Source organism: Chryseobacterium binzhouense (assembly GCF_007474545.1).
Lineage (GTDB): Bacteria > Bacteroidota > Bacteroidia > Flavobacteriales > Weeksellaceae > Chryseobacterium > Chryseobacterium binzhouense.
Genome location: NZ_VKOG01000004.1, coordinates 379,187 through 399,287, shown reverse-complemented (window position 1 = coordinate 399,287; position 20,101 = coordinate 379,187). Strand labels below are relative to the sequence as shown.

Below are 20,101 nucleotides of genomic sequence, written 5' to 3'. Positions count from 1 at the left end.
GCATAATGCTTTATTCAGAAAGATCAATTTGGTTTTCAGAAGTTTCGATAAGGCTTTGTGGAAGAGATTTGTTGATTTTGTTCTGCAGTCCCATGTTTTTAAGATCTTCGGCACGCTTGATAAGATTTCCTCGCCCTGTGTACAATTGTGCAAATGCATCGTTGTAAGTTTTTTGAGCAAGATCAATATTTTTGCCTACTTTTTCTAGATTATCTACAAAACCAACCAGTTTATCATACAATTTTGCTCCGGCTTCTGATATTTTTAAGGCATTTTGACTAAGATTATCTCGCTTCCATAAATCTGAAATCAGTTTTAAAAATGCAATTAAGTTGGTTGGGCTTACCAAAATCACATGCTTTGAATAAGCGTAATTCCATAAATTTTCATCGTGTTGTACAGCAACTAAAAAAGCTGGTTCAATAGGAATAAACATAATCGTAAAATCCAGAGATTCACTGATGTGGTCGTATCTTTTTCTGCTTAAATCATCAATATGTCTTTTCATAGAAGCAATATGAAGTGTTTTCAGTTGAGCTTTTTCTTCTTCAAATTCAGATGAATTCATTTTTTCGTAAGCATTTAAAGAAACTTTTGAATCAATGATTACCAATTGGTTTCCGGGTAATTTTAAAGTAAAATCAGGACGTAAATTATCTCCGTCTTCATTTTTAATGGTTTGTTGTTTAAAATATTCTCGGTTTTTTGTCAATCCAGAATCTTCAAGAATTCTCTCTAAAATCATTTCACCCCAATCACCCTGAGTTTTGGTTTGTCCTTTTAAAGCATTTGCCAAATTATTGGCTTCTTGACTCACTTTTGTAGTCTGCTCAAGCATTAATTTGATTGTACTATTTAATGAATGTCTTTCACGGGCTTCATTTTCGTAGACTTCATTCACTCTTTTCTTGAAGCTTTCCAGATTTTCGCCTAAAGGTTTTAAAAGCGTATCTAAGTTTTGCTTATTGGTGAGCGTGAATTTCTCACTTTTTTCTTCCAGTATTTTATTGGCTAAATTTTCAAATTGCAATTTAGATTCTTCCTGAATTCTTTTTGTTTCTTCTTTTTGGGCTTTCAAAAAAGTATTTTCGGCAGAAACTTTTGCAAATTCTGCTTTTAAATCATTCATTAAATCAGATTGATTGAGATTGATCTCTTTTTCTTTATTGATATTTTGATACAGTTCCTGAATTTTCAGATTTGAATTTTCTAAATCGGAACTGTTTTTAATATATAAGTTATTGAGTTCATCATAAGAACTTCTCGAAACAGAAGAAGATTTTAAGATATAATATAAAATTACAGCGCCAAGAATTCCTCCGGAAATAAATCCGATGATTAAATAAGTAGTCTCCATTTTTCAAAATTACAAAAAGGCATGCTGATTTGTTTTATGGGAAACCGTAAGTTTTGTTATGGAAATAATTTTCAAGTAAATTTCAGAATTTTCCCAAATGTAAATTTGCAGAATCAATTTGTTTTACGTTATTTCATCATTCCAAATTAAAATAGATCTCAAATGAAATTTTTAAGCATTGCAGCCATGATTTTTTCAGCGATACTTTCAGGACAGGATTTTGCCAATTATGCAAAATATGAAAAACAAAATAAGGAAATTTTAGCCCAAAAAATAGCTCCGAATTCGGTTTTGATGGGAGATTCTATTACGGAAGGCTGGTTTTCGACCGATCCTTCATTTTTCAAAAAAAATAATTTTGTCGGAAGAGGAATCGGTGGACAGGTAACATCGCAGATGCTTTTAAGATTCCGAGAAGATGTAATCAATTTAAAACCGAAAAATGTCATAATTCTTGCAGGAACGAATGATATTGCGGAAAATCAAGGTCCGATTTATTTAGATAAAGTTTTCGGAAATATTGTTTCTATGGTGGAACTTGCTAAAGCAAATAACATCAAAGTTGTTTTGTGTTCCGTTCTTCCTGCTTATGATTTTGGTTGGAAAAAAGAAATGCATCCGGCGGAAAAAGTGATCGCACTCAACAAAATGATTGAAGGTTATGCAAAAAAACATAATATTCCTTACGTTGATTATCATTCTGAGATGAAAGATTCCCGTAACGGTCTTGATGAAATGTACACCGAAGATGAAATCCACCCAACAGCAAAAGGGTACGAAAAAATGGAAACCATTCTTATGAAAAAACTGAATAAGAACTGATTTATATATTTTTTGTTGAGGAAAGAATTTCAATATTTCTCACCACATCATTGCTTTCACACTTTTTCAATTCTTTTGCCAGCTTTGACGAAAGTAATTTTGGATGAAGAATCTGCGAAGCTACTTTAGCAGCGGCGTAATCTACAATTCCTATAACATTTTCTTTTAAAATTTGGGGTGTATTAGAAACAATAACTGCCGTAGCCCAGGAAGTTTCCCTGGCTTTTGAAATGGCAAAATCTAAAACAGCGTTGTCTTTTCCGTTGGACAGTTTGTCAATGAGATCGACAGGATAACAGATTTTGTTTAATGAATCCTGAACCTTTTGGTTGATAGAAGCGATCACATTGTTGATGTTTTCAAAATCTTTTTTCAAAGGATTTATCTTTTGGTAAGGCATAACAGATGCTGCGGAAATTCCCAGATCAAGATTGATGTGCGCATTCATTCCCAGAAAAATATGCTGAAGAATCAGTAAATCTTTATTTTTTGCTGCATCAAAAGCCATTTGCCAGGATTTTGTACATTTTTGGTTTTTCTGATACGCTTCCCATGCGGTAATATATCTTTTGGCAAATGCAATGTCAAGGAGAATCATTCTCGGATTATCTTCAAATTTATTCTGTTGAATTCCTTTTAAAACCTGAGCGGTCATTATTCGGTAAGTGCAGGCAAAATATCCCGCCGGACTTTGATTTTGTTTTGCCCAGATAATTATTTCATCTAATTTTCTCAGAACGTCTTCAATGGTTTTCATGGCTGTTTAGTTTTCATTAAAGATAAGAAAAGATCACAATTTTACGAAATCAATTTTCGTTGACTAGAAGCTTAAGGATTTTCCTTTGCAATCTCCTTATGATGCTTCAAATACAATGGCAGAGCAGCAGAACCGTACCAAGGGAAAATTTCATAACTGAAAACTCCTGCGGCAACAGCGGGATCGGTTTTCACCCAAGATTCGGCTTCTTCTTTAGATTTTGTGTTGAAAATAAACATTCCACGATAATCTCGATTGTTTTTTTCGGAAAAAGGTCCTGCAACTACTATTTTTCCTTCTTTGGCTAATCTTCCGATATTGCTCATGTGTCCTTTCATGAGTTCATCCATTTTAGCCTTGTCTTCAATTTTCGTTGAGCCTGTTGTGAGCATGACAATTGAGTAAGCTTTCATTCCGTAATTGTCTGCTCCTAATGAATCTGCCAATTTTTGATTAAAACCTGAAGTTTCTTCTGTAACTGAGCTGTTTTGTCCCGGCTTACCGTCTTCCCCCAGTTTTCCGTCTTCACCTCTCGTATAAATAACGCAAGACGCTAAGGTAGATGAAATTAAAATTAAGGTAATTAGTTTTTTCATCATTTTATATTTTATTAATCTTTAATTCTTAAAAATTCTTTAGCCAGCTCAATCATTTTCGGATCACCGGTGTATTTTCCTTTTTCGTCAGAAAGCTTTACTGTTGGGATCCATTCTTTATTTAAAGATTGTACGCCGATTAGTTTCATGACGATATTCATTGGTTTTAAACCAACATCGTTGGTGAGATTGGTTCCGATTCCGAAAGAAACCCCGATTTTTCCTTTGCAGTAATTGGTGATTTCTTCTACTTTCTCCAGATTGAGATTATCTGAAAAAATAATGTATTTGAATAAAGGATTGATTCCGTTGTTTTGATAATGTGCAATGGTTTTATCTGCAAATTCAAGTGGATCGCCGCTGTCGTGTCTGACTCCGTCAAAAAGCTTGGCAAATTTTTTATCAAACTGCTGAAAGAAAACCTCTGTGGTATAGGTGTCTGAAAGAGCAACACCCAAATCGCCTCTGTAAACGTCTACCCAGTGTTCTAAAGCCATTTGGTTTGCCATTTTAAAGCCAAATTCGGCTCCGTGAAACATAAACCATTCGTGTGCATGAGTTCCGATTGGCTTTACACCATACTTCATTGCAAAATGAACGTTAGAGCTTCCGATAAAAGTTGACTCTCTTTTTTGGGTCAATGCTTCCATGACGAGATTCTGAACTTTATAAGAATGTCTTCGCCGGGTTCCGAATTCGGCAAATGTAACTCCTAATCTGTTTAATGATTCTGCTTTTTCAAGCGTTTTGTTCATGACGATTTCGTTGGAATCTCTTTCCAGATGATTCATCTCATAGTGCAGCTCGCTGATAATAGCCAAAAGCGGAACTTCCCACAAAATCGTTCTGTACCAAAGTCCTTCAACGGTTACGGATAAGTCATTTCCGGTTTGGGTTATTTTTACTTCTGAAGGATCATATTGGTATCCTTCCAAGAAATCAAGATAAGGAAGGTCAAGATAAGGGCAGGTTTTTGCCAGAAATTTCTTTTCGTCTCTGGTTAGTTTTAATTCCGCCATCTGATTGATGATTTCCCGTAAAGCTTCATCAAAACCTTTAGGAAAATGATGTTTTCCGCGATTGATAAATTCATATTTTACAATCTGGCTTGGAAAAAGTTTTACCACGGCATTCTGCATGGTTATTTTATAGAAATCGTTATCAAGAATCGAATTTAGATGAATGTTTTGCATATTGTGTAATTTTAACGCAAATTTAATTATTTAAAAATAAAAATCGTCTAAATGTAAGACGATTTTTGAAATATTTAAGTCTAATGATTATTTACCTAAGAATGAACTGTACATCCAAACTTCTTTTTCCTGTTCGGTAATATAATCGCTCATTTGGGAATTGGTTCCTTCATCTCCGGCTTTCTCGCTCATGTCTAATAATTCTCTTTGAAGTTCAATTACTACTTTAAATGAATTAAGAATGATTTCAACGCTTTTATTTCCATCCGTAACTTCTTTGCTCTCTTTAATTGTGGAAACATTTAGATAATCAGAATAATTGTGTGCAGGAGTAGCTCCTAATGTTAATATTCTTTCAGCAATTTCATCAATTTTAAGGACAAGATTATTGTACAGTTCTTCAAATTTCGGGTGAAGCGTAAAAAACTGTTCACCTTTGATGTTCCAGTGCGAGCCTCTTGTATTTTGATAGAATACGGAGTAATTGGCTAATAAAATATTTAATTTCTCTGAAATTTTTTGGCAGTCGTCTTCTTTGAGTCCGATAAATGATGCGTTTTTCATACTTCTTTATATTATATTGGTTTAAATTTAAATTTTCTGTAAAAGTGGTATTTTTTAAGGGTTGCGCTCTTTTATAATTGAATATATTTTACAGTAATCAAATTCATGGAAATATTGTGCCGAAAATAGGTTTGCATGATTGATGATACTTATCTTTGGTATTTTTATAATGAATATAAATAATGGTATTTAAGAATAAAAGTTTATTTTTTGTTATCTCTTTTTTTGCTGCGGTTTGTTTGGGATATTATTTCAATTCAGTTAGGCAGACAGAAGGCTCTTTTACTTATCTTATTGATGATGCCTATATTCATTTGGCAATAGCCAAGAATTTTGCTCTTCACAAAGTTTGGGGGATTACACAATATCAGTTTTCATCTACTTCATCATCACCATTGTTTACTTTTATCATAAGTGTTCTTATCAGGATTTTTGGTGATAATGACGTGCTGCCTTTATATTTTAACATGTTTTGCGGCTTTGGGATTGTTTTTTATTTAGTTAAATATTTCTCGACGGTTTTTGATACGGTAATTCCTGTTGTGTCGTCTGTTTTGTTTACACTCTTTTTTTCTGTTCTCCATGTTCAGCTGCTATCCGGAATGGAGCATATCTTTCATGTATTGCTGATTGTTGTAAATATCTGGTGTTTTTCCAGAATGAGCAGCTTAAAATCTGCTGTTGCCGGTTTCTATTTATCGTTAATGTTGATGGGATTGGTAAGATTTGAGAGTATGTTTTATTTTGCTATTCTTTCGGTTGTCTTTCTTCTCGCAAAAAAATGGAAAGAATCACTAGCTGTGTTATTGGCTGGTTTTATTCCTATACTTATTTTCTGTTATTTTAATTATCTTCAGGATGGATATTTTTTTCCAAATTCTGTTGTTGTAAAAGGCACAAAATTCAATTTTGAAGACGGCTTTCTCCATCAGTTAAAAGTTATTTTTCTGGATCAGTTGCTGTTGAATATCAGTTTTTATAAAATTGGTGTCTTTCCCATTTTAATGAGTATTTTCATTGTTGGCAGAGAAATTTACAAAAAGAAGATGTATAATATAATTCAGACTAATTTTCTGCTGATTGTTTTCTCGCTGTTAATGATCTGTCATTCTCTTTTTGCAGAGCTTAAAGGCAGCTTCCGATATGAAGCTTATATTCTTACCGGTTTTTCAATGGTTATAATTCCAAAGATAAGTGGTATTTTTTGTGATTTCAAAGCTTACATTAAAAGAGAAAAAATTTTGTCTGTATTAGTTTTGATGAATGTTTTGCTTTTATGCTATAAAACTGTATACGCTCACAGAATGCTTGATAAAGGCGGTAAAAATATTTATGAACAGCAGATGCAGTCTGCAAAATTTCTGCATACCTATTATAATAACTCTAAAGTTGTGGCTAATGATATTGGTGCAATCAGCTATTACACAGACATTCATTTGTTGGATACTGCCGGATTAGGCTCAAAAGAGACAATACGTTTTAATGAAAATAAGAAAAAAGCAGACAAAAACTTTGAAAAGTTTCTTACTCAATACACATCAGATCATCAATACGAAATCGCTATTATTTATGATGAATGGCTCAACGGTTTTGTTCCTGAAACATGGAAAAAGGTTGCTGTGCTTACTATACAAGATGGAGTGATGGTAGCAAAAAGCTCAGTTTCTGTTTATGCTGTAGATGATAATGTGGATCAGCTTAGGCGGAATATTAAAAATTTCAGTTGGAACAGTAATGTAAAAGTTGTAGTGATTGACTAATCTTAAATTCCTGAAAATTAATTTTTAACAAAAAAAGAATATTTAGTATAACTGCTTGTAGATTAAAAAATTATTCATATTTTTGCACCCTAAAATAAAAAGCAATTAAATGCCTACTATTCAACAATTAGTAAGAAAAGGAAGAGCCACACTTGCCAAGAAGAGCAAATCGGCTGCCCTTGATTCTTGTCCACAAAGACGAGGTGTATGTACGAGAGTATATACTACCACTCCTAAGAAACCTAACTCTGCACTAAGAAAAGTTGCAAGGGTAAGACTTTCTAACGGTAAAGAAGTCAACGCCTACATCCCGGGCGAAGGACATAATCTTCAAGAGCACTCGATAGTATTGGTTAGAGGCGGAAGGGTGAAAGACCTACCGGGAGTACGTTACCACATCGTAAGAGGTGCATTAGACACAGCAGGTGTAAATGGAAGAACGCAGAGAAGATCTAAGTATGGAGCTAAGAGACCTAAACCAGGACAAGCTGCAGCTGCACCAGCAAAAGGAAAGAAAAAATAATCATTAAATAAGGTACAGAAACAATGAGAAAGACAAAAGCGAAAAAAAGACCGTTGTTACCAGATCCGAAATTTAATGATCAATTGGTAACGAGATTCGTTAATAACTTAATGCTTGACGGTAAGAAGTCAATCGCATTCAAAATTTTCTATGATGCATTGGATATCGTAGAAACTAAAAAAGGAGATACTGAGAAAACAGCCCTTGAAATCTGGAAAGATGCATTAACTAACGTTATGCCTCACGTAGAAGTACGTTCCAGAAGAGTAGGTGGTGCTAACTTCCAGATTCCTATGCCAATCAGAGCAGATAGAAAGATTTCTATGGCAATGAAATGGTTAATCAAGTATTCTAAAGCCAGAAATGATAAGTCTATGGCTTTAAAATTGGCTAATGAAGTTGTAGCTGCTTCAAGAGAAGAAGGTGCTGCTTTCAAAAAGAAATCTGATACTCACAAAATGGCGGAAGCTAACAAAGCTTTCTCACACTTCAAATTCTAATCTGAAATGGGAAGAGATCTTAAATTTACAAGAAATATCGGTATTGCTGCTCACATTGATGCAGGTAAGACTACCACTACAGAAAGGATTTTATTCTATACAGGTGTAAACCACAAAATTGGAGAGGTTCACGATGGTGCTTCTACAATGGACTGGATGGAACAGGAAGCAGAAAGAGGTATTACAATTACTTCTGCTGCAACTACTTGTAACTGGAATTTCCCAACAGATCAAGGGAAGAAATTACCTGAAACAAAACCTTACCACTTCAACATTATCGATACACCGGGACACGTTGACTTCACAGTAGAAGTAAACAGATCTTTGAGAGTATTGGATGGTTTGGTATTCCTTTTCTCTGCAGTAGACGGAGTAGAGCCTCAGTCTGAAACCAACTGGAGATTGGCTGACAACTACAAAGTTGCGAGAATGGGATTCGTAAACAAAATGGACCGTCAAGGTGCTGACTTCTTGAATGTTGTAAAACAAGTGAAAGAAATGTTAGGGTCTAATGCAGTTCCAATCGTTTTGCCAATCGGTGCTGAAGAAGATTTTAAAGGAGTTGTAGACTTAATTAAAAACAGAGCGATCATCTGGGATGAAGCAGGACAAGGTGCTACTTATGAAGTAGTTCCGATTCCTGAAGATATGAAGGATGAAGTTCTTGAATATAGAGAAAAATTAGTAGAAGCTGTAGCTGATTACGATGAGACTTTGATGGAGAAATTCTTCGAAGATCCAGATTCAATTTCTGAAGAGGAAATCAACGAAGCATTAAGAAAAGCTACTATTGATCTTTCTATCATTCCAATGACTTGTGGTTCTTCTTTCAAGAATAAAGGAGTACAGTTTATGTTGGATGCTGTTTGTAAATATCTTCCTTCTCCGTTAGATAAGGATAATATCGCAGGAACAGACCCAAGAACTGATGCTGAAATCGAAAGAAAACCATCTGTTGATGAGCCTTTCTCTGCATTAGCTTTCAAAATTGCTACTGACCCTTTCGTAGGTAGATTAGCATTCTTCAGAGCTTATTCAGGAAGATTGGATGCTGGTTCTTATGTTCTAAACACAAGATCTGGTAACAAAGAAAGAATCTCAAGAATCTATCAGATGCACGCTAACAAGCAAAATCCGGTTGAGTTTATTGAGGCTGGTGATATTGGTGCTGCTGTAGGATTTAAAGATATTAAAACAGGAGATACGTTATCTGATGAAAAGAACCCGATCGTTCTTGAATCAATGATCTTCCCGGATCCGGTAATCGGTATCGCTGTTGAGCCTAAAACGAAAGCTGACCAGGATAAAATGGGTAACGCTTTGGCTAAACTAGCTGAAGAAGATCCTACGTTCCAGGTTAAGACTGACGAGGCTTCAGGACAAACTATTATCTCTGGTATGGGTGAGCTTCACTTGGATATCATCGTAGATCGTATGAGAAGAGAGTTTAAAGTAGAGGTTAACCAAGGTCAGCCACAGGTAGAATACAAAGAAGCATTGACGCAAACTGCTAACCACAGAGAGGTTTACAAAAAGCAATCCGGTGGTAGAGGTAAGTTCGCTGATATCGTATTTACTATTGGTCCTGCAGACGAAGGTAAAGTAGGTCTTGAGTTCATCAACGAAATCAAAGGTGGTAATATTCCAAAAGAATTTATTCCTTCTGTTGAAAAAGGATTCAGAGAGGCTATGAAGAATGGTCCTTTGGCTGGATTTGAAGTTGAGGCAATGAAAATTGTTTTAAAAGACGGATCTTACCACCAGGTTGACTCAGATCAGTTATCTTTCGAATTGGCTGCAAAATTAGGTTTCAAAGAATCTGGTAGAGCTGCTAAAGCAGTAATCATGGAGCCGATCATGAAGCTGGAAGTAGTAACTCCTGAAGAATATATGGGTGATATCGTAGGTGACCTTAACAGAAGAAGAGGTACAGTAAACGGTATGGATGACAGAAATAACGCTAAAGTTATCAAAGCTTTCGTTCCGCTTTCTGAAATGTTTGGTTATGTAACTTCTCTTAGAACTTTATCTTCAGGTAGAGCAACATCTTCAATGGAATTTGAAAGATATGAAGCTGCTCCTTCTAACGTTGCTGAAGACGTAATCGCTAAGGCTAAAGGTTAATATTTAAATTAGATTAAAATGTCACAAAGAATCAGAATAAAACTTAAATCTTACGATTACAATTTAGTAGATAAATCTGCAGAGAAAATCGTAAAAACGGTAAAGGCTACCGGTGCTGTTGTAAACGGACCGATTCCATTGCCAACAAACAAGAGAATCTTCACAGTGTTGAGATCTCCGCACGTAAACAAGAAAGCAAGAGAGCAGTTCCAATTATCAGCTCATAAGAGATTGATGGATATTTACTCTTCTTCTTCTAAAACTGTAGATGCTCTAATGAAATTAGAACTTCCTTCAGGAGTTGACGTAGAAATTAAAGTGTGATAATTTAAATTGTCATAATTATATAATCCCTTTTCGCAAGAAGAGGGATTTTTTATGTTATCGTAAGCTTTAATTCCAAAATTATTGATATATTTACTGAAACCAATTTCATGTATAGATTTCTTTTACTTTTGTTGCCAATATTTTTTTCTGCCCAAAATCACCGTTTTATTTATGAGGTAAATTTTAAAAAGGACTCAACAGAGAATCTGCACGCAAAAGAATTTTATTTTTTAGATATTGGTTCAGAAGAAATTTTCTATTATGGAAGAGATTATTTTGTGCTGGATTCTCTGCGGAAAAACAATCTGCCTATTGAATTTAAAACGATGCCAAGCTTAACAAATATTACCATTCATAAAAACGGAAGCAGCAATTATGATGAATATGAATTGTTAGAATATGATATGATCAAACTTACATCGGAAAATAAGCAAAACTGGAAGCTTCTCAATGATAAAAAGCAGATTGACCAATACAATGTGCAAAAAGCAGAGACGTTTTGGGGCGGAAGAAAGTGGACTGCGTGGTTTACCACTGAAATCCCTTTTCAGGAAGGACCGTACAAATTTTCCGGTTTGCCGGGAATGATTCTGGAACTGAAAGACGATCAAAATAACTATTCTTTTAAAGTGATTAGGTCGTATAAATTAGATATTGTTCAGAATAAGGATATGTTCGGTATATTTCTGAAAAATGCTGCACCGGTTTCTCTGCAAAAATATTATAAAATCAAAATTTCTCATTATCAGGATCCGCTGAGTTTCTTGAAAAACGGAATGATGGATATGAAGAATTATGAAGGTGTTTTCCTGAAAGATGGTACAAAAGTTACACATGACAACCATAAACAAGTGATTCAAGAACAACAAAAGTTGATCCGCAAATACAATAATCCTATTGAACTTGATAAAGCAGTACAATATCCTTAATAGAACTAAATAAAATTATTGTCACAAAATTTTTATATAAAATAGTATTATGTATTGCAAGGTTCTGTTTTATTTTTAAATTTGTAAAAAAATAAAAACTTATGCGAATATTTGCTCTACTCTTTTTAATTATCTCTGCGACTTCTATTGCACAAACTCACCGTTTTATTTATGAGTACCATTATAAAACTGATTCTACTTCTTTAGAACACAGAAAGACGAATATGGTCTTGGATGTTAATCCATCAGATGTCAAATTTTACAATTACGAATTTGTAAAAACCGATTCTGCTAATATAACCAAAGGCAGAAATCATATCATTTGGGATGATACTCCTGTTGTGATAAGAAAAAGAAATACGAACATTAACAACAATTACATTAATCTACAGAATATGTTTATTGTTGAAACTGAAGATCGGGTACAGTGGAAACTTACTAATGAAACCAAGGCTTCTGGTAACTACCAATTGCAAAAAGCAACAACTGATTTTGGCGGTAGAAACTGGACGGCATGGTTTAACAAAGACATCAATTTAAGTGAAGGACCGTACAAGTTTCGCGGCTTGCCCGGAATGATCTTCGAATTATATGATGATAAAGACCAGTTTAAATTCTCTTTAGTTAAAAGTTATCAATTAGCAAAAACGTATGAAACCAGAAATATTATTGAAAATTTTGCAGGACAAAAACCGGTTAAAATTCCGGAATCACGACTTAACAAAATGATCATGGATAATTTTAATGATCCGCTGCGTGAGTTTAAAGAACATTACAAAAACAATACAGATCCAACTGCGCATTTTATGGTGATGGGAATTGAAGTAAAAAGTCCTGAACAAATTAAAGAGCTTTCGGATAAACTGCAGGATCATTTAAGAAAGCATAATAATCCGATAGAGCTTAATAAGGCTATAGTGTATCCTAAAAAATAAATTCATTATTCACTCTGATAAAGTTTTTCCTTAAATTGCTTCTAAAATTAAGGAAATGAAAAAATCGGATAAATCAATCTTCGAAAAATTTGCGAACTGGGCTACAAAGTTTACCGGGAGTTCTTTTGCATTTCTTACAGCAGTTTCCATCGTGATAATCTGGGCTGTTTCAGGTCCGTTTTTTAAATATTCTGAAACCTGGCAATTGGTTATTAACACGGGAACCACAATCATTACTTTTTTAATGGTTTTCCTCATTCAGAAATCTCAAAATAAAGATTCAAAAGCAATTCAGATTAAACTGAATGAGCTGATTGCTGCGAATGAAAAAGCCAGTAACAGAATTGTAGATATTGAAGATCTTACCGAAAAAGAGTTGGATCAATTGCATTGTTATTACGAAAAACTGGCAGATTTTGCTGAAGAAGATTCAGATATCCACGCATCCCATTCTATTGATGAGGCAAAAAGAAATCAGGATAAAAAACATGAATATTTCAGGGAAAAACACGAGCAATGGCTTCAAACCCAGAAAAACAAAAAGGAATCAATTTGATTCCTTTTTTTACTTATGGCAATAAACTTATCTTTTCATAAAATACTCAAAGTAGCTGCAGCTTCCCATCAGTGCTTTCGCAGTCTCAGTATCTGAGTACTGTGATTTCAACTGGGTAAAATAATTACGGTATTTTTGATTTTTAAGCTGAGCCATTTGCTTTTCATGGGCATCGTTTTTTTCAGACCATTTCGGATCAGCGTAATCTATATTGCCAGGATGTTTCGTCTCGTACTGATAATACTTGCCTTGTTCTGCGCTTGCCATCTGAAAGAGAATTCTGGCTTTTTGTTCTCTGTCGTTACTGAGATTCAGTGCTTTCTGATAATAATTCAGGCTTAGATCAAAATTATCAGGCTCAATAAAAGTTGTATAAGCAAAATTCTTGTAATAATACTGATATGGAGTTTCTTTTTCTGTTGTCCAGAAATCGTATTTGCCGCCATTGCTGTTATCAACATCCATTACAAAAAGATGTCGGTAATAGCCAAGAATTGACGTATTGTACAACACATTTCCGATCAGTTGATTTGCTTTGGAAGCTTTAAGATCTTTTCCGTTCCCTATTTTTTTAAGTTGAATCAGAGCATTTGCTAATTCAAGCTTGTTCATTTTAGATTTGATGAAAGGAAAAGCCGAGTAATCTTCTGCTTTCATGCTTTCTGCATCAGAACTTTGAAAGCTTTCCCAAACATTATGTCCGAAAACAAAATTCGGAATATTGTTGAAGCCGTCATAAATTTCACCATTATAAATCAGCTTTTCATAGTTTCCGGTTTCTGGATTATATCGTTGATAGCTGTCTCTCGGGATTCCGGAAAACTTTTGGGCTTTTTGATAATACATTTTAGCCTTATCAAAATCTGCCATTTTCATTGCTCTGTCGCCATAAATATTTACAAAAAAGGCTTCAATATTTCCTACATTATTAAGATTTTTAGCAATGATCTGCTTTTCAAATTCCGTTTTATCAGGCTTTCTGTAAAATTCCTCAACGCTCTTCACCAGACTGGAATTTGGGTTATACTGTAAGTCGGAAAGTGTATTATTCATCAGGAAAGATTTGCCGTCTTCACCCTGAAGGAAATATCGGTTTGCCAAAACATCTTTCAGGAATTCAGCGGTTGAGGGCACTTTACCGTAATATTCATATCTGTTAATCTCTGTGCTGTCTTTTTCTGAGATAGGTTTTTCTATGAAATATTTCGCATAATTTTTCATTAAATGATCTTCATATTCCGCATCAATTTTAGGCTGTGAAACAATATCGTTCAAGACTTTCATTCGCTTGATTTCTTCAAGATATTCAGGGTTATTGGTTTTGATTTCTGCTAAAATTTCACTGCTTTGCTGATAATCTTTTTTCAGAAATTTTAAATAAGCATCAGCAATCTGCCAATATTCATCTTTAGATTTTCCTTTAGTTTTTGAGGTAAATTTTTCCAGGTCGTCTAAAAAATCTTTTTGATTTTCATTCTGATCGTAATAGTAAGCGTTATTTTTGATATAAGTAGGAATTCTGTCAGGATTCTCAAACAGCTCATCATTACTTTGTGCTGATTTGTCTTCTGTTTTGTCAGATTTTTTTCCACCAAAGAGATTTTTAAAGAAAAGAACAATTTTCTGCCAGAAACTGAGTTCTTTCTTTATCTCAGTCTTCGGCGTTGTTTCAGTATTATCTTTTTTATCTGAAGCTTTATCAGAATTTTTTGAAGCATAGTAATAAGTTGGAAGATAATTTCTTTCTAATTCATTAATGCTTCTGGCTGCCATTACTTTCAGAATTTCAGAATCAGGATCTATTTCGTACATCTTTTCCATCATTGGAATCGGATTGGTAAAATCTTCGTATCCTAAAAGAAAGTACGCCATATTTTTTTCTTCATTGGTTCCGGCTCTTTTTAATATGTTGTTAAAAGAGGCAGAATCCGAAAGTTTCATCGAAACAAAAGAAGATTCTTTACGGCTTTTAGAATTCATAAATACCTGAAAGAAATTCCAGTTTGCTTCATTCCATAACTGTAGTCCTCTTTGTGCTCCGGCAAGCTGATCAAGTGCCATATAATAAGGTGCGCCTTTTAGTTTAATCGGCTGGACGTAAGTTTGGAATGCCTTAACCGCAGCGTCGTAATTTCTTGTATAATGATTCAATCTTACCAGCTGATAGCCGTAACGTTGTTTGATTTCAGGATTTTTTGCAGCATTATATAAAGAAGTAAGCGCAGAAATTGTTTTTTTGTAATCTAGCTGGGTCGCATTTTTATCATTTTCATTTTCTCTGTAGTAAAACGAGTCTGCTCCTTCTACATAATTGATTCTCATGTAAGGTTCCAGATACTTTGCTTCAATTAAATAATCTATGGCTTCTCGGTATTTAGCATAAAAACCTGTTCCCAGTTTATTTAAAAGCTTATTGTTTGGTGTTCCTTTTTTTAAGGCATTCAAATCATTCATGCTTAGAGTATTCACGAGATAATCGGTTTCCGGGTAGCTTAGCTGATTGCCAAAAAATTTCCGCCACGATTCTATATTTTCATTGGGAATCTGTGATGCTTTGAAATCAGTATAAAATCTTGATGAATAATTATGTAAAAAAGGAAGATATGATTTGTCTTTTATAATGCTTTGAGTAAAAAGATTAAAGTAATCATAATCAGGATCAGACCATGCGCAGGCTTCGGTATTTGTATAGAATAGCGATGCAGCTGCAATGCTCAGTATATACTTTTTCATATTGTTCAGGTGTTTTTATTGTTCTTATTTTTTATTGCATTCAAGCATTGATAAGTGTGAAAAAATTATGTCCGGATTTACAATTTTTTTGTTTGTGAAACTAAACTTTTAAATCTATCATTCGGTTTCGCTCAAAAATTTCGTCCTTCCACAAATTTAGCATCTAATTGATAATATATAATATTATATTCACCGATTTTTTTATCTAAAAACTGGATCGCTTCATCCAAGTGTTTTTCAGAAATTTCTTCCACTTTTACGGTAAAACCTTTGCTGAGAAAATGTCTAAAATAAAAACCGTCTTTTATCACTTCAATTTTATTTTCAGAGATTTTTTTGAAACCTGCATGATCAAGATCCTTTGTAGAAAGCGCATTAATGAGTTTGTGTTTTCCCAAATGATTGGTAACAATTCCCCATGAATAAATGGGAAGCGCGACATCAATTTTTTCTATCGGATAATTTTCAAGCTGAGCCAGATAGCTTTTCATAATATTCAAATCAAGAATAGAATTTTTATCTGAATGTTCTAAAGGTGAAGAAGTAGAGTAGCACATTAAGTATACTTTTTCAACCGGTGGAATTCCTGTGAGATCTTTATCTTTTACCTGATGGAGGCGTAGGGTACAGGTAATTTGTTTTTTCGAAATCTTTTTTAATTGTTGTAAGAATTCAAAATAATCGTCTTTGGTCCCGGAAGTCCAGTCGCAGTCAATTTGTATTTCATCATTGACTTTGAGATTGTAATCAGCGATTTTCTTTTTTATTAAATCATCTACTTTTTCTGCAAGAAAGGTAATTTCACTTTTTTCAATGTTGATAAAACTTCGATTCGTAATAAAAACCGTCGGAACAATTTTTTTTTGTTCTTTAAAGCTTTTGTTTTTAGTAATGACAGCTACAGGCTCAAATTTATTATTAATCTTATCAACATCAAAAAACCTTGTGTACAAAAGCGGTATATCTGCTTTACCTAAGCTTTCTCTTTCGGTAGTATTCAGACTGAGATTTGTTTTCCAGTAATAAAAAGTATAGGGATGGTTTGGTTTTTTTGAGCAGGAGATAAATAGAAACAGCAAAAGAAAGATGATGTATTTTTTCATGAGTTTACTTTCAGGTTTTAAATTTACAAAATACTGTCATCATTTTTTTTCAAATTAAGATCTAAAATCGTTTAACTTTCTATAAATCAAAATATTTTAGCTCAAATATTTGTCAGATTAAAAATTATTCATAAATTTGCACACTCATTTTAGGGGAGGAGTATGCCTAATTCAGACTTAGTAATTACTTGAGAACTCGAAAAATGAGAACAGATACAAGAAAATTTTATAACATATTATATAAATAATGTCAGGTATTATTGGTAAAAAAATCGGTATGACATCTTTGTTTAACGAAGAAGGGAAAAACATTCCTTGTACAGTTATTCAGGCTGGTCCGTGCTCGGTTTTACAGGTCAGAACCATTGAAAAAGACGGTTATAAGTCAGTTCAGTTAGGTTTCGATGACAAGAGTGAGAAGAACGTTGGTAAAGCGTTAGCTGGTCATTTCAAAAAGGCTGGTTCAGCTCCTAAGGCTAAGTTGGTAGAATTCTACAGAGAGTTCGTAGACGAAGTAAAAGTAGGAGAAGAAGTAAAGGTAGACTTGTTCAACGAAGGAGAATTCGTAGACGTAACAGGTACTTCAAAAGGTAAAGGCTTCCAGGGTGTTGTTAAAAGACACGGATTTGGAGGTGTAATGCAGGCAACTCATGGTCAGCACAACAGACTTAGAGCTCCAGGTTCTATCGGTGCTGGTTCAGACCCTTCAAGAGTATTCAAAGGGATGAGAATGGCTGGAAGAATGGGAGGTAAGCAGGTAACTGTACAAAACCTTCAGGTGTTAAAAGTGGATCAAGAACAAAATCTTTTAGTAGTAAAAGGTGCTGTTCCGGGAGCTAAAAATTCTTATGTAATTATCAGAAAATGGAACTAGTAGTATTAAATACATCAGGAAAAGAGACCGGAAGAAAAGTAACTCTTGACGAATCAGTATTCGGAATTGAGCCAAATCAGCACGCGGTTTACTTAGAGGTTAAACAGTACCTTGCTGCACAAAGACAAGGGACTCATAAAGCAAAAGAAAGAAGCGAAATTACTGCTTCTACCAAAAAACTTAAGAAGCAAAAAGGATCTGGTTCTGCTAGATATGGTGATATTAAATCTCCAACTTTCAGAGGTGGGGGTAGAGTATTTGGGCCAAAACCAAGAGATTACAGATTCAAATTGAACAAAGCTCTTAAGAGATTGGCTAAAAAATCTGTTTTATCTCAGAAAATGAGAGATAACAGCATTAAAGTTTTAGAAGATATGAGCTTAAATGCTCCTAAGACTAAAGATTTCATTACTTTATTAGATGCATTGACACTAAACGGTAAAAAATCTTTATTCATTCTTCCTGAAGCTAACAAGAATGTATATTTATCTTCAAGAAACTTACCTAAAACTAAAGTAATGAACTTCAATGAAGTTAGTTCTTACGATTTGATCAATGCAGGTGAGATTGTATTCTTTGAAGGTGCAGTTGAAAAATTCCAGGAAAATTTAAAGAAATAAATCATGTCAGTTATTATTAAACCAGTTATTTCAGAAAAGGCTAATTACCTTACAGATTTAAGAGGTTCTTATTCTTTCTTGGTAGATACTAAGGCGAATAAAATCCAGATCAAAAAGGCTGTAGAAGCGGCTTACGGTGTAAAAGTAGCAGACGTTAATACAATGATTTATGCTCCGAAGGTTTCTTCAAAATACACTAAAAAAGGTCTTCAAGTAGGAAAGACAAACAAATTGAAAAAAGCGGTAATCAAACTTGCTGAAGGTGAGGTTATCGATATTTTTGCTGTAAATTAATTATTAATTATAAATAATAGTAATGTCTGTTAGAAAATTAAAACCTATCACCCCGGGACAGAGATTCAGAATTGTAAACAATTTTGAGGAAATTACTACCAACAAACCAGAGAAATCTCTTACAGTTGGTATTAAAAAGTCAGGTGGACGTAACCAAACAGGTAAAATGACCATGCGTTACACCGGAGGTGGACACAAAAAGAAATACAGAATTATTGACTTCAAAAGAAACAAAGCAAACGTTGAAGCAACTGTAAAATCTGTAGAATACGATCCAAACAGAACTGCATTTATCGCTTTATTAGAATACGCAGACGGAGAGAAGAGATATATCATCGCTCCGAACGGTATCAAAGTAGATCAGAAAGTAGTTTCAGGTGAAAGCGTAGAACCAAATGTAGGTAACGCAATGAAATTGAAAAATATTCCATTGGGTACTGTGATTTCTTGTGTTGAAATGAAGCCTGGACAAGGTGCTATTTTAGCAAGAAGTGCTGGTTCTTCAGCTCAATTGACTTCAAGAGACGGAAAATATGCAATCATCAAATTGCCTTCAGGAGAATCCAGAATGATCCTTACTGAATGTATGGCAATGATTGGTTCGGTTTCTAACTCTGATCACCAATTAACGGTATCAGGTAAAGCTGGTAGAAGCAGATGGTTAGGTAGAAGACCAAGAACAAGAGCGGTAGTAATGAACCCTGTAGATCACCCGATGGGTGGTGGTGAAGGACGTTCTTCCGGAGGTCACCCAAGATCTAGAAACGGTAAGCCATCTAAAGGTTACAAAACTAGAAAGAAAAATAAAGTGTCTAACCGTTACATCGTATCTAAAAGAAAATAATTATGGCAAGATCACTTAAAAAAGGACCATTCATTCATCATACTTTAGATAAGAAGGTTCAGGCAAATATAGAGTCTGGTAAGAAGACAGTTATCAAAACTTGGTCTAGAGCGTCTATGATCTCTCCGGACTTTGTAGGACAAACTATTGCTGTACACAACGGGAAATCTTTTATCCCTGTTTATGTTACAGAAAACATGGTGGGTCACAAGTTAGGCGAATTTTCTCCAACAAGATCTTTCAGAGGTCATGGTGGTAACAAAAACAAAGGAAGTAGATAATCATGGGATCTAGAAAACAAGATAGCGCAATCGCAAGAAAAGAAGCTAACAAAGACGTTGTTAAAGCTTCATTAAACAACTGCCCGTCTTCTCCGAGAAAAATGAGATTAGTAGCGGATATCATCAGAGGAGAGCAGGTTGATAAAGCACTTTACATCCTAAAATATTCTAAAAAAGAAGCCTCTAACAAATTGGAGAAATTACTTCTTTCTGCTATGGCAAACTGGCAGGTGAAAAACGAAGGAGCTGACATTGAGGAAGCAAACCTAATCGTGAAAGAAATATTCGTGGACAGTGCAAGACAATTGAAGAGACTGAGACCAGCTCCACAAGGTAGAGGGTACAGAATCAGAAAAAGATCAAACCACGTTACATTAATCTTAGGTAATAAAGAAAATTAATTCAAGGT

General features: G+C 34.3%; 22 protein-coding genes. 15 read left to right on the top strand and 7 right to left on the bottom strand.

The features are described 5' to 3' along the window. Window positions 1-10: 10 nt before the first annotated feature. Entirely contained in the window at window positions 11-1,357 is a 1,347-nt protein-coding gene (locus FNE73_RS12670) for a DNA recombination protein RmuC (protein WP_143884939.1), read from the bottom strand. Window positions 1,358-1,519: 162 nt separating this feature from the next. Here FNE73_RS12670 and FNE73_RS12665 point away from each other — a divergent pair, with 162 nt between their 5' ends. Further along, a complete protein-coding gene (locus FNE73_RS12665) occupies window positions 1,520-2,179 on the top strand; it encodes a GDSL-type esterase/lipase family protein (protein WP_143884938.1) in 660 nt (219 codons plus the stop codon). Between the two features lies 1 nt (window position 2,180). On the opposite strand, the gene FNE73_RS12660 is transcribed toward FNE73_RS12665, so the two are convergent. The 4 genes from FNE73_RS12660 to FNE73_RS12645 form a co-directional block, all read right to left on the bottom strand. Next, window positions 2,181-2,936, bottom strand: coding sequence for a DUF5995 family protein (locus FNE73_RS12660; RefSeq protein ID WP_143884937.1), 756 nt, complete (start codon window positions 2,934-2,936; stop codon window positions 2,181-2,183). Between the two features lie 71 nt (window positions 2,937-3,007). Then, window positions 3,008-3,532 (bottom strand): YciI family protein, encoded by a 525-nt coding sequence (locus tag FNE73_RS12655; protein ID WP_143884977.1) that lies wholly within the window; start codon window positions 3,530-3,532, stop codon window positions 3,008-3,010. Between the two features lie 14 nt (window positions 3,533-3,546). Beyond that, window positions 3,547-4,725, bottom strand: a complete 1,179-nt coding sequence (gene pncB / locus FNE73_RS12650; RefSeq protein WP_143884936.1) for a nicotinate phosphoribosyltransferase — start codon at window positions 4,723-4,725, stop codon at window positions 3,547-3,549. An 87-nt stretch (window positions 4,726-4,812) separates the two neighbouring features. Further along, window positions 4,813-5,289, bottom strand: a complete 477-nt coding sequence (locus FNE73_RS12645) for a Dps family protein (protein ID WP_143884935.1) — start codon at window positions 5,287-5,289, stop codon at window positions 4,813-4,815. Between the two features lie 182 nt (window positions 5,290-5,471). Here FNE73_RS12645 and FNE73_RS12640 point away from each other — a divergent pair, with 182 nt between their 5' ends. The 8 genes from FNE73_RS12640 (at window position 5,472) to FNE73_RS12605 (ending at window position 12,943) form a co-directional block, all read left to right on the top strand. Then, a complete protein-coding gene (locus FNE73_RS12640; protein WP_143884934.1) occupies window positions 5,472-7,049 on the top strand; it encodes a hypothetical protein in 1,578 nt (525 codons plus the stop codon). Window positions 7,050-7,158: 109 nt separating this feature from the next. After that, the gene (gene rpsL, locus FNE73_RS12635) at window positions 7,159-7,572 is read left to right on the top strand and encodes a 30S ribosomal protein S12 (RefSeq protein ID WP_002983146.1); all 414 of its coding nucleotides are present in this window, start codon (window positions 7,159-7,161) and stop codon (window positions 7,570-7,572) included. A gap of 23 nt (window positions 7,573-7,595) precedes the next feature. Further along, window positions 7,596-8,072, top strand: coding sequence for a 30S ribosomal protein S7 (gene rpsG / locus FNE73_RS12630; protein ID WP_042722989.1), 477 nt, complete (start codon window positions 7,596-7,598; stop codon window positions 8,070-8,072). Window positions 8,073-8,078: 6 nt separating this feature from the next. Further along, on the top strand, window positions 8,079-10,196 hold the full coding sequence (gene fusA, locus FNE73_RS12625; RefSeq protein WP_143884933.1) for an elongation factor G: 2,118 nt from the start codon (window positions 8,079-8,081) through the stop codon (window positions 10,194-10,196). An 18-nt stretch (window positions 10,197-10,214) separates the two neighbouring features. After that, the gene (gene rpsJ, locus FNE73_RS12620; protein ID WP_002661363.1) at window positions 10,215-10,520 is read left to right on the top strand and encodes a 30S ribosomal protein S10; all 306 of its coding nucleotides are present in this window, start codon (window positions 10,215-10,217) and stop codon (window positions 10,518-10,520) included. Between the two features lie 110 nt (window positions 10,521-10,630). Then, window positions 10,631-11,452, top strand: coding sequence for a GLPGLI family protein (locus FNE73_RS12615; protein ID WP_143884932.1), 822 nt, complete (start codon window positions 10,631-10,633; stop codon window positions 11,450-11,452). 101 nt (window positions 11,453-11,553) lie between these two features. Continuing rightward, entirely contained in the window at window positions 11,554-12,387 is an 834-nt protein-coding gene (locus FNE73_RS12610; protein WP_143884931.1) for a GLPGLI family protein, read from the top strand. Window positions 12,388-12,442: 55 nt separating this feature from the next. Next, the gene (locus FNE73_RS12605) at window positions 12,443-12,943 is read left to right on the top strand and encodes a low affinity iron permease family protein (protein ID WP_143884930.1); all 501 of its coding nucleotides are present in this window, start codon (window positions 12,443-12,445) and stop codon (window positions 12,941-12,943) included. A gap of 27 nt (window positions 12,944-12,970) precedes the next feature. Here FNE73_RS12605 and FNE73_RS12600 read toward each other — a convergent pair whose 3' ends face one another. Then, entirely contained in the window at window positions 12,971-15,676 is a 2,706-nt protein-coding gene (locus FNE73_RS12600) for a hypothetical protein (protein ID WP_143884929.1), read from the bottom strand. A gap of 131 nt (window positions 15,677-15,807) precedes the next feature. Continuing rightward, window positions 15,808-16,779, bottom strand: a complete 972-nt coding sequence (locus FNE73_RS12595) for a hypothetical protein (RefSeq protein WP_143884928.1) — start codon at window positions 16,777-16,779, stop codon at window positions 15,808-15,810. Between the two features lie 247 nt (window positions 16,780-17,026). Here FNE73_RS12595 and rplC point away from each other — a divergent pair, with 247 nt between their 5' ends. From rplC to rplV, 6 genes are read left to right on the top strand one after another with little or no spacing between them, the layout of a single operon-like run. After that, window positions 17,027-17,653 (top strand): 50S ribosomal protein L3, encoded by a 627-nt coding sequence (gene rplC, locus FNE73_RS12590; protein WP_042720943.1) that lies wholly within the window; start codon window positions 17,027-17,029, stop codon window positions 17,651-17,653. Next, window positions 17,644-18,273: a 50S ribosomal protein L4 gene (gene rplD, locus FNE73_RS12585; RefSeq protein WP_143884927.1), complete on the top strand. Its 630-nt coding sequence runs from the start codon at window positions 17,644-17,646 to the stop codon at window positions 18,271-18,273. The genes rplC and rplD overlap by 10 nt, the downstream gene beginning before the upstream one ends. Before the next feature lie 3 nt (window positions 18,274-18,276). Beyond that, window positions 18,277-18,567, top strand: a complete 291-nt coding sequence (gene rplW / locus FNE73_RS12580; protein ID WP_089754637.1) for a 50S ribosomal protein L23 — start codon at window positions 18,277-18,279, stop codon at window positions 18,565-18,567. Between the two features lie 22 nt (window positions 18,568-18,589). After that, complete coding sequence (rplB, locus tag FNE73_RS12575; RefSeq protein ID WP_072953574.1) at window positions 18,590-19,411, top strand: 50S ribosomal protein L2; 822 nt, start codon at window positions 18,590-18,592, stop codon at window positions 19,409-19,411. A 2-nt stretch (window positions 19,412-19,413) separates the two neighbouring features. Continuing rightward, on the top strand, window positions 19,414-19,692 hold the full coding sequence (gene rpsS / locus FNE73_RS12570) for a 30S ribosomal protein S19 (protein ID WP_002983209.1): 279 nt from the start codon (window positions 19,414-19,416) through the stop codon (window positions 19,690-19,692). Between the two features lie 2 nt (window positions 19,693-19,694). Beyond that, window positions 19,695-20,093 carry a 50S ribosomal protein L22 gene (rplV, locus tag FNE73_RS12565; RefSeq protein WP_089745120.1) on the top strand — a complete coding sequence of 133 codons (399 nt, stop codon included), beginning with the start codon at window positions 19,695-19,697 and terminating at the stop codon, window positions 20,091-20,093. Window positions 20,094-20,101 lie beyond the last annotated feature (8 nt).